This window comes from Bacillus cereus group sp. BfR-BA-01441, from assembly GCF_022663075.1.
Taxonomy (GTDB): Bacteria; Bacillota; Bacilli; order Bacillales; family Bacillaceae_G; genus Bacillus_A; species Bacillus_A cereus.
Window position 1 is genome coordinate 62,565 of sequence record NZ_JAKUEU010000022.1, and the last position, 9,185, is coordinate 71,749.

Here is a 9,185-nt window from a genome sequence, read left to right on the forward strand (position 1 = left end):
ACGTACAAATTTTTAAAAACTACTATTTTTGTTCGAGTTTTGCAAACTCTTTCATTTCCAATTACAACTTCGTTAAAATGATTGGCCCATCTTTTGTAATCGCAATTGTATGCTCATATTGAGCTGATAATTTCCCGTCCATCGTTCGTGCAGTCCACCCATTTAAATCTACTTTAGAATATCGCATACCTATATTTACAATCGGTTCAATTGTAATTACCATTCCTTCTTGTAACTGAGGTCCTTGTCCTTGTTTCCCAAAATGAAAAATTGCTGGTTCTTCATGAATCTCTTTACCGATTCCATGTCCCGTAAAGTCTCTTGCAACAGAAAAACCTTCATTTGTTACATAACTTTCAATTGCATAGCCAATATCTCCTACATGGTTATCGATTATCGCCTGGTCAATTCCTTTATACAAAGCATTCTCAGCTACTAACAACAACTTTTCTGCTTCATCAGAAACTTTTCCAACTCTATACGTCCAAGCAGAATCTGAAAGACCCCCATTTAAGTTTACTACCGTGTCAATTGTTACAATATCACCCTCAGTTAAAGGAACATCGGCCGGAAACGCATGACACATTTCATCGTTTACAGATGCACATATCGCATATGGATATCCGTTGTACCCTTTCTGCTCAGACGTTGCACCATGCTGTTCTAAATATGCTTCAACAAACGTATTAATTTCTTTTGTAGTAATACCTGGTTTCATCATCTTCGCAATTTCTCTATGACATGAAGCAAGTAATTTTCCAGATTCATGCATTAACTCTATTTCATTTTTCGTTTTAATTATACTCATGCTGTCTCTCCTTACTAAACTTGCTATTTACTATTAAACTTCAATCATACACATCCTCTTCCAAAATTTCAAAACTTCCAATTACAAAAAGTATGATTTATTTCTGCATAAAAAAAACAGAAGGAGATTCTTCTGTTTTTTAATCATTTTTACATATATAATTCATTTTCAAAAACTCAAAACAACTACCATTTGTTTTCTGTATAAACGTTCCAACTACTTCAAACCCTGCCCTTTTATACACTTTAATCGCTCTCTCATTAAATATAGCTACTGATAGTGTTATATACTTGCATCCATATTTTTCTTTACTAAAAGCTAGTATAGCGTTTAAGAACTGTAAACCAAATCCGTTCCCAGTCATATTAGGTCTCATTCCAAGACCAATATCAACCGTTCCGTCATTTATTTTACAAACAGTAAAATAACCAATGAGAGTGCCATTTTCCTTCACAGAAAATGTATGATCCCCTCTACTTTCATCATGTAAAAATTCAGCTAAATCTTCTTCATCTGCCTCTATATCGTAAAAGGAATATTTCCCTTCATAATGCCAGTTGTATGCAATTTCTTCTGCTTCTTCTTGCGTCATTACTGTATATGTATAGTCCATTCTCCCATCCCCCTTTAAAAAAGAGCTGCAATTAAGCAGCTCTTTTTTTACAACTCATAAATCTCTTTATATTTCGCTTCTAAATAATCGGCTAAGTAGTTTGCATTTAAGCCTTCACCTGTTACATCTTCTAAAATTTCAAGTGGCTTTTTCGTTTTACCGTATTGGTGAATGTTTTCTGTTAACCATTCACGAATCGGTGTTACGTTTCCTTCTTCTAATAATGCATCAAAGTTCGGAATGTCTTTTAACATTCTTTGCTTAAATTGCGCTGCATACATGTAACCAAGCGCATAAGATGGGAAGTATCCAAATGAGCCACCAGCCCAGTGAACATCTTGCAATACACCTTGTGCATCATTTTCCGGACGAATTCCTAAATATGCTTCCATCTTATCATTCCAAGCTGCTGGTAAGTCCTTCACTTGTAATGTACCATCAAATAATTCTTTCTCTAATTCATAACGCACCATAACATGAAGGGGGTATGTAAGCTCATCTGCTTCTATACGAATGAATGACGGCTTCGATTCGTTAATTGCATCATAAAACTCATCGACTGACATATCATCAAATTGACCATCGCTATACTCTTTTAATAAATCATAATTTTTCTTCCAGAATGATTTATTACGGCCGATAAAGTTCTCAAAGAATAATGATTGTGATTCGTGAATACCCATAGATGTACCACTGCAAAGTGGTGTACCTTCAAATTGTTCTGCAATGTTTTGTTCATATACTGCATGACCACATTCATGAATTGTTCCAAATACAGCCATACGGAAATCTTTTTCATCATAGCGTGTCGTAATACGAACATCCCCTCTATTTAATGTAATTTCGAAAGGATGTACTGTTTCATCAAGACGACCTGCTTCAAAGTCATAATTCAATTGCTTTAATAGTTCTAATGTAAAGTTCTTTTGTTTTTCTTTTGAAAACTGTTCCGATAAAGCACTTGTTTTTAATCCTTTTTTAGACTCAGAGATTTCTTTTACAAGCGGCACGATGCGCTCACGAAGTTGACCAAATACGTGATCTAAAACTTCTACTGTAATACCTGGCTCATACATGTCTAATAATGTATTATATTTATATGTTTCATAACCCCAATATGTAATAAATTTCTTTTTAAATTCAACAATTTTTTCTAAGTACGGGCGGAACATTTCGAAATCAGATTTTTCGCGAGCTTCTTCCCACACACTCTCTGCTTTCGCTTCTAATTTCACATAAGCCTCATATTCAGCTTGTGGAATTTTTTTATTTCTATCATATTCTTTCCGACACTCTTCAACCATTTTCTTTGTCGTTTCAGAAAGTTTATCTTCACGTATTAAAGCTTCAAGTTCTGTTAAATAGTTTCCCATCTCATCTGAAGTCGACATAGCAAACACTTCTGACGAAAGCATACCAATTACTTCTGAACGCTGATCTACACCTTTTTTGGGTGCACCTGTTCTTAAATCCCAAAACATTAAACTTAATGCTTCTCCGTAATTTTGTATCTTCTTCACGTATGTTAAAAATTGTTTTTCTACTTCATATGTAGCAACTGTCATCGTATAAAAGCCTCCTTTTTCTACCTCAAATTTAATTCGACACAGAAACATAAATTCCTTTTATAATAGAAAAAAAGCTTGGCAAGCGCCAAGCTTTCTCCTTATAATTCTTTACCTTCTACTGGCAGTACATTTTTCACAGCTGCAACTACTTTCTCATCTTCTGAATCAGATAAGAAAATTGATATAGCACCTTTATCTTCACTTGTACGAATTAAACGCCCAATTCCTTGACGAAGTCGTAAAATCATATATGGTACATCTACATCCCAGAATGGATCATTTACGTGCTTACGTTTCGCTTCAAACACAGGATCGTTTGGAGGGAATGGTAAAGACCAAATAATAACGTGCGATAATGATGAACCAGGAATATCTAAACCTTCCCATAAATGAACCGCACAAAGTACAGTCTCTTCTTCATTTTGGAAACGAGAAACGAGCTGGCTAATTTCCTGATCTCCTTCATATAAGAACGGAACCGACATTTGCTCTTTACTTACATACTCTTTGAACGCTGCAAGCTCTTGCGTTGTACGGAATAATACAAGCGTACGTCCATTTGTTTTTTGTATATTTTCAAGTGTATATTGACACTTTCTTTCCCATTCATTTTCTTTCGTATGTGATAGTAAGTTTACTGTCATTTGCTCTTCGTAATCAAACGGTGAAGCAACTGAGAATGACAAGTAATCTTTTACCCCTAGGCTATTAGCTGTGAAAGCGAATGAATCGTTGTTCGATAATGTCGCAGAAGAGAAAATATACGGTATTTTCTTCGAGAATACTTTCTCTTGTAACACTTCTTCAACTGCACGCGGCATAATAACTAACGTGAAGGCACCATCACCTTCTTCACCCCAAGTAATTACATTTTTCTCGTGCATGAACAGACGAAGTGAATGTTCTAATACATCTAAATGCTCATCAACAATATTTAAATCATACGTGTTTACTGTATGCATTTCACTTTCGAATACTAATGCATCTCCAACTTCACCGATTTTTGCATAAAGTCGTTTCGCTTCAGCTGTTACTTTTTCTGTCACAGTAATTTCTAGACGATCAGAACCGGCAATTTCCTTTTTATTCTCTTGTAACACATCAAAGAATCGTTCAGTTTGCCAAATTGTTTCTTCTACTAAATGTGCAAACTCCTCACGAATATCGTTTTGTAGCAATCTCGTTAATAGTTGCTCCATCATCGTTTGCTTTAAACGGTATGTTAAAGCTTTTTGAGCTGCATATTCTACAAGATGTCCTTCATCGAATACAACGCAGCTACTTTCTGGTAATAATGGAATTTGCCCTTCACGCTTACGAGCATCGTACGTCCAAATATGATCCATATAGAAATCTTGAGAACAAATAATTAAATCTGCTGCTTTACGATAATGTTCACGAGAAAGAGTTTGTCCACAACGATGACGAGAATCACAAGTAAAGCAATCTTGGAAGTAATCCCAATTTACTTTTGACCATTCTTCGTCATTTAAAAGTGGAAATTCTTTTCTGTCACCATAGTGAGTAAAGTTTTGCATCGTACCATGATCGAATACAAACTGTGGTAACTCGTAATATACGTCTTCAATTACTTCTGGAGCTCGTCCACTCATAACATCTTCAAGTTTACGTAAGCATAAATAATTATCCATTGATTTTGCAAGCCTTACATCAACAGATAGCCCTAATGCTTCAGATAACTTAGCGATGTCCCCTTCTTCTTTCACAAGCTGCTCAATTAACGTTTCATCTGCACAAGCAATAATAGCTGGTTTCCCAGTATAACGCGCGTAACAAATTGCATATAGAAGATATACAATTGTTTTCCCTGTTCCTACACCAGCTTCTGCGAACATAACTTTCTTTTCTTGGAAAGCGCGTTCTAACTGAAACGCCATAAAAATTTGTTCATCACGCTCTTCAAAGCCTTTTTCCGGAAGGATGTCGTAAAACACATCTCCAATCCACTCATTCAACTTATCATAAAAATTATCTTGTTTTCCTACTTCAAATGGTAATCTCTTCTCAGTAAACATCCTTAGCCTCCAACCAAAAAGTTTTTCTATAAAAAGATAATAGCAACTGCTACGCATATGTGTGCAGCCACTTTCCCCTGTTGCAATACATAGAAATTCACGAAAAAAAATTTTCCTTTCGAAAAAGGAAAATTTTCTTCTATATTAATGACTTTAAATACCGTTTATCAATCGCTGTTTCATGTGAAAGAGCTGACAAATATTCTTCTTGTGCTTTTTGTATTTCATCTACAATCGCACCTTGACTATCCACTTCTTTTCCGAGCTCATCATACGTACGGTGAATAGCTTTTTGAATCATTGATAATTGAAAATTATCCATATGACTTCCTCCTTTACGCATTACATAATAGCCAGTATATGCGCGCTAGAGGAGTTTTATACTATGAATTACGCGGTGGACGTTTTCCGAAGTATTGGTAGTAATCTGTACGGATAAATCCGTTAAACAGCTTACGCTTCTTCGACGCATCTTTTCCGTAACACTTCTCAAATGCTTCGTAGCTTGTTAATACATACGCTGACCATGTATCTAATGGGCGGAATACTTGTCCCATTTCTTTATACAGTTGTTCAACGAGTGCTTTTTCACTTAAACGTTCTCCGTATGGAGGATTCGTTACAACGTAGCCATAATCCTCTTTTGTTGTAAAATCTTTTACTTGCATTTGTTTAAATGTAATTAAATCGCCTAAGCCTACTTCTTCTGCGTTATCTTGAGCAACTCGAATCATACGATGATCAATATCTGATCCAATGATTTGTAATCGTTGATCATAGTTCGCTAAATCTTCAGCTTCTTGACGAGCTTCACGCCAGTTTTGTTTACCTACCCAGCCCCACTCGTCAGATGCGAAACCACGGTTAAATCCTGGTGCAATGTTTTGTCCAATTAATGCTGCTTCAATCGGAATTGTACCTGATCCACAGAATGGATCAACAAATGGACGATCTGGCTTCCAGTTTGTTAATTTAATTAAAGACGCAGCTAATGTTTCTTTTAACGGAGCTTCCCCTTGATCCATACGGTATCCACGTTTATGAAGCCCAACACCGCTCGCATCAATTGTTAATGTTGCAATATCCTTGAGCATTGCAATCTCGATACGGAATAACGGACCATCTTCTTCAAACCAAGTTGTACGTTTATATGTTGTTTTTAATTTTTCAACGACAGCTTTTTTAACGATACGTTGGCAATCCGAAACACTGAATAATTCAGATTTTAAAGATTTACCAATAACAGGGAATTCACCATTCTCTGGAATATAATCTCCCCAGTTTAATGCTTTCGTTTTTTCAAATAGCTCATCAAATGTCGTTGCTTTAAATTCGCCAACTTTAATTTTTACACGGTCCGCAGTACGTAACCATAAGTTCGTACGACAAATCGCCTTTTCATCTGCTTCAAATGTTACTTTGCTGTTTTCTACTTGACATTCATAACCAAGATCGCGAACTTCTCGGGCAACTAACGCTTCAATACCCATTGCCGCTGTTGCAATTAAAGTAACTTTTCCCATTTGCATTCACCTCTTATGTATATTCAAACAATAATTAATAGCAATTGGTCCTATTAATTATTACATTTTACGAAAAATTTTCTCATTAACCATTTTAACTCATACTTTATAACTTCATACAAATAAAAAGCCCTCCTCTAACAAAGGAGAGCTGAGTTATTTCATAGTTGGTTCATAACGTTCTGTAAGCCATGTTCTGTTCCTTTGTACTACAAACGGCCCACGCCTCGTACTCCGGTGGCAATCATCTATCTACAGGTTATAAAACCTGTCCTTTCCCGTCGTTCATTTCCTTGGAAAAGATTCCCCTACCATTATTTGGGTTTCTCGCTCGTGGGGTTTACCTCGTTCCACTCCTATCATTTCTTCAAGGACTTCGTCACTGTGGCACTTTAAAGGTAGTCAAACCATATCCGAAAGGACTTAGGTTTTTTCCCTGCCGTTAAACCAGCCTTACAGCCAGAATACCCTAGCTTATGAATTGGCTAGGCACGAACACTACAGCCATCTCAGGCCGTGCGAGCATGGACTTTCCTCTACAACGTTGGCGTTGCAGCGATTACCCAAACGTTATGACATCCATTAGTATAGTGGAAACAAAAAGATTTTGCAACGTTTTTTTCTATGTAAAATGCTTAAACCTTTTCCCACCTTACATCATTCGTATAACTTACTTCCAAATACAGCTTTTTCTAAGTTAGATAAGCGTTTTAAAATATCCGTATTCGTGTTGTTATAAACCGGTTGTGCAACTGGTGTTTGTACAGGTTGTTGTGGAACTTGCGTTACTGCTAGTTTTTGTTCCTCTAATTCACGCTTTAAACGAGCATTTTGTTGCTTTAATTGCTCAAACTCTTTGTGGAAAGCTTCATAGTCTTTAATGATCATATCAAGAAACTTGTCTACTTCTTCTTGCTGATAACCTCTCATACCTGTTTTAAATTCTTTTTCTAAAATATCTTTCGCTGTTAATTTAATTTTATCCGAAATCATTTTCTTCACCTCAAATTTTTACCAAAACTTTCATTAACTAAATTTTTTCAGAAACAATGCTTTTTGTCAATCATATATACGAGTACTATATTACATATTACTCTGCATTATTCCACTGTTCCTCTTCTATTATATCTTGTAAATCAGAAAAAAGAATGAAATAACTGTGATAATTTTCTATTTCTCCTTTTTTCTTTGCTGATTCTACAATATATTTGGGACTTCCTGGTTTTTCTTCATCGTATACCGCTAAAAGCGCATCACTTTTTTCAATAAAAAATTGATTTTTTAATTTAAATTGCTCTGGGCTTTCATACTTCCGTTTCGTGATACTATCAACATGGTCTGCTTGAGAAAGAATAAATTCGTAATATTCACGATTATCTTCTTTCCAATTTTCTTCTTGTTCTAAAAACGGAGTGAATACCGCTAATTTTAAATCAGGATATTCTACTTGCATTTCAAAAACAACTTCAGCAGCCCATAATTCTACACCTAATTGGCCGCTTATTATAACCCATTCTAAACCATCTTCTACAAAAGTGATTAATTTACGGTGTAATGCTTTCTTTATACACTCCACTCCTGGATGATCATTTTTAAATATTCCAAGTTCAAATGGCTTATATCCTGTTACTGCAATAACTTTCATATCAACACTCCAATTACAAAAAAAGAACTAGCATTTCGCTAGTTCTAACATATCATTTACTTTTTAAATATTCCACCAACGTTTGGTCCGATATTTGGACCTACTGGTGATACATTGTTTGGTAAAAACGGTGATACATTTGGTCCTGGTCCAAACGGTGATACATTCGGTCCTGGCCCAAATGGAGATATTTGATGACCGTGGTGATGATGATGATGACCATGGCCACACGGTCCACATCCGCCACCGAATCCTGGGTCGATTGGGTCCACAACATTTACATTTGAATTTGTTTGCGGGAAGAAGTTTTGGTTTTTAATTTGTTGATGATGTACATGTGTTGTATGTGTTGGGAAAATGTGTGGCACCACCGTTGTTGAAAAAGAGTGTGTTACGCATTGTTTCGTCGGATGAATGACAGGAGCAGTCGTACAAATAGGTCCTGTAGGCTTATGCCCTCCAAAGCAAGGATGACAATGATGCATAGTTTTTTCTCTCCTCTCTCGTTAAAAAAATCTGATTACACTTTACAGTATGAGAAAAGAGAGAAAGCCGTTTGTTATATATACCCATTTATTACAAGGAAATTTGTCTAGTCCTTTATTTCATTTACATTGTTTTTATAGACAATCCTTCAACATCACTTACCAAAAAAGCCTCCAACTTGCTTTACAATACCTGTCACTTGATTCATCGCATTCATCATTTGTCCAGCTGTATTCATCATTTTATTTACATCATAGTTACCATCTGATGTTTTAAATTGAGAAACAAAACTAGAAAACTGACTTGGCTGTTGTTGCTTTTGCTTACCCTGCGTCGGGTACGGTTGTTTTGGTGGATAAAACATCGCTTGTTGATTAGCATACGGAGATGGTGGTGGCATATAATATTGCGAATTCATATAAGGCTGCTGCTGTGGTTGATTCATGTATGGTTGCTGAGCTTGTGATTGTTGAGCTTGATTCACATAAGGTTGCTGCTGTTGTGGT

The 9,185-nt window shown here is 36.0% G+C and carries 10 protein-coding genes and 1 other RNA gene; all 11 read right to left on the bottom strand.

From position 1 onward, the window contains the following. Positions 1 to 61: 61 nt before the first annotated feature. Complete coding sequence (locus tag MR107_RS11970; RefSeq protein ID WP_000022484.1) at positions 62 to 808, bottom strand: type I methionyl aminopeptidase; 747 nt, start codon at positions 806 to 808, stop codon at positions 62 to 64. Between the two features lie 139 nt (positions 809 to 947). Continuing rightward, positions 948 to 1,421 (bottom strand): GNAT family N-acetyltransferase, encoded by a 474-nt coding sequence (locus MR107_RS11975; protein ID WP_088344789.1) that lies wholly within the window; start codon positions 1,419 to 1,421, stop codon positions 948 to 950. 47 nt (positions 1,422 to 1,468) lie between these two features. Next, positions 1,469 to 2,986 (bottom strand): carboxypeptidase, encoded by a 1,518-nt coding sequence (gene ypwA / locus MR107_RS11980; RefSeq protein ID WP_000215074.1) that lies wholly within the window; start codon positions 2,984 to 2,986, stop codon positions 1,469 to 1,471. Between the two features lie 101 nt (positions 2,987 to 3,087). Beyond that, complete coding sequence (locus MR107_RS11985) at positions 3,088 to 5,025, bottom strand: ATP-dependent DNA helicase (RefSeq protein ID WP_000493709.1); 1,938 nt, start codon at positions 5,023 to 5,025, stop codon at positions 3,088 to 3,090. 139 nt (positions 5,026 to 5,164) lie between these two features. Beyond that, positions 5,165 to 5,347, bottom strand: coding sequence for a DUF3921 domain-containing protein (locus MR107_RS11990; protein ID WP_000368570.1), 183 nt, complete (start codon positions 5,345 to 5,347; stop codon positions 5,165 to 5,167). 61 nt (positions 5,348 to 5,408) lie between these two features. Further along, positions 5,409 to 6,548, bottom strand: a complete 1,140-nt coding sequence (locus tag MR107_RS11995; protein WP_000521224.1) for a THUMP domain-containing class I SAM-dependent RNA methyltransferase — start codon at positions 6,546 to 6,548, stop codon at positions 5,409 to 5,411. 180 nt (positions 6,549 to 6,728) lie between these two features. Further along, an RNA gene (gene rnpB / locus MR107_RS12000) (RNase P RNA component class B) lies at positions 6,729 to 7,119 on the bottom strand. Positions 7,120 to 7,205: 86 nt separating this feature from the next. Further along, on the bottom strand, positions 7,206 to 7,541 hold the full coding sequence (gene gpsB / locus MR107_RS12005) for a cell division regulator GpsB (protein WP_000622431.1): 336 nt from the start codon (positions 7,539 to 7,541) through the stop codon (positions 7,206 to 7,208). Positions 7,542 to 7,638: 97 nt separating this feature from the next. Next, entirely contained in the window at positions 7,639 to 8,193 is a 555-nt protein-coding gene (locus MR107_RS12010; protein WP_000862908.1) for an SLOG family protein, read from the bottom strand. Between the two features lie 56 nt (positions 8,194 to 8,249). Continuing rightward, positions 8,250 to 8,678, bottom strand: a complete 429-nt coding sequence (locus tag MR107_RS12015; RefSeq protein WP_000546270.1) for a CotD family spore coat protein — start codon at positions 8,676 to 8,678, stop codon at positions 8,250 to 8,252. Positions 8,679 to 8,833: 155 nt separating this feature from the next. After that, on the bottom strand, positions 8,834 to 9,185 hold a 352-nt coding region (locus MR107_RS12020; RefSeq protein WP_242292394.1), incomplete at its 5' end, for a YppG family protein.